General features: G+C 42.1%; 1 protein-coding gene. It reads right to left on the bottom strand.

Features of this window, described 5'->3' with window-relative positions; all coding sequences use genetic code 11:
• Nucleotides 1-152: 152 nt before the first annotated feature.
• Nucleotides 153-617, bottom strand: a complete 465-nt coding sequence (gene sixA / locus R7Q46_RS27340) for a phosphohistidine phosphatase SixA (RefSeq protein ID WP_005457775.1) — start codon at nt 615-617, stop codon at nt 153-155.
• Nucleotides 618-684: the final 67 nt, after the last annotated feature.

Genomic DNA, 684 nt, shown 5'->3' with positions numbered 1-684 from the left:
GTTTTACTCTCTATTCCAGAGAAGTAACACATACACTCTAAGAATAAGAAAGGCAGGATATTCCTGCCTTTTGTTTATCTATATCTAATTTTTAAATGCTTATTTTTATTGAGAGAGATCGATTTATCTTTAAATAACGATGACTTAGACGCTTAAGGCGTAATATGCCAAAGCACCTCACCACGCTGTGTTTGTGGTTCGTATTCGATGCACACTAAACCAGAGGTTGGGAACATTGGAGGCGTCATCTCTTTCACAAACTCAGACGTCAAATAACCAACTAACGGTAAATGAGAAACAAACAATAGAGACTCTAGTTTCTCGACTTCAATGAGCGCGTTCGCAAAATCAAACACGCAATCCGATTGACCGTATGGTGTGATGTCGTCACTGGTCTCGATGCTTTTTGTCGAGAAAAACGTACTGATTTCTTGCCAGGTTTGCTGAGCACGGATGTACGGGCTCACCAACACTTTGTCAAATTGAGCAAAACCTTGCTCAGCACAAGCTCGTGCAACAGCCTCTGACTCGGTTCTGCCTCTTTGGGTCAGTTCTCTTGCTGCGTCTGAATCTGCGAAATGCTCAGCTTCGCCATGACGCATGATGAATATTTTCATGTTATTTCCTAGGGATAGCTAACGCTACCAAAAGGTTGACTGCTATCTTTATAGATAACCGGGGCTA

The sequence above is a fragment of the Vibrio sp. 811 genome (assembly GCF_033339195.1).
This window is presented reverse-complemented; position numbering and strand designations above follow the sequence as displayed.

Coding starts and splice junctions, on each gene's coding strand:
- sixA (WP_005457775.1), bottom strand. CDS start 617: ATGAAAATATTCATCATGCGTCATGGCGAAGCTGAGCATTTCGCAGAT.